The 445-nt window shown below is 66.5% G+C and carries 1 protein-coding gene; it reads right to left on the bottom strand.

Translation table 11 applies throughout. The features are described 5' to 3' along the window. Nucleotides 1–445, bottom strand: a 445-nt coding sequence (locus EN862_RS36450; RefSeq protein ID WP_210235704.1) for a hypothetical protein, incomplete at both ends; no start/stop codon positions are given.

Below are 445 nucleotides of genomic sequence, written 5' to 3'. Positions count from 1 at the left end.
GCCCGCCGATCGACCAGTTGCCGGAAGCGTCGGTGGTCGTGGTGCGGTCGCCCGCGCTGAAGTCGCCGCTGTTGTCGTCGTCGATGAAGATCGTCACCGGACCATGCGTCCACGCGACGTCGTCCGCCGTCTTGCCGTCGCCGGTCAGGTCCTCATACTTCGTGCCCGAGATCGAGAAGTTGCGGAAGTTGGTGAAGTCGTTGCCGGTATCGGTGCCGCCGCTGCCGGGGTTGCCGATGGTCTGCACCAGGATGCCGGTCTCCTCGGACCCGCCGGGAACCTGCTCGTAGATGTGCTTGCCGACATCGGCAAGCGTCAGCCCGCCGATCGACCAGTTGCCGGAAGCGTCGGTGGTCGTGGTGCGGTCGCCCGCGCTGAAGTCGCCGCTGTTGTCGTCGTCGATGAAGATCGTCACCGGACCATGCGTCCACGCGACGTCGTCCGC

This window comes from Mesorhizobium sp. M2E.F.Ca.ET.219.01.1.1 (assembly GCF_004016445.2).
Taxonomy (GTDB): Bacteria; Pseudomonadota; Alphaproteobacteria; order Rhizobiales; family Rhizobiaceae; genus Mesorhizobium.
Note: the sequence above shows the minus strand (reverse complement) of the source record. Positions and strands in the feature narration are given on the sequence as shown.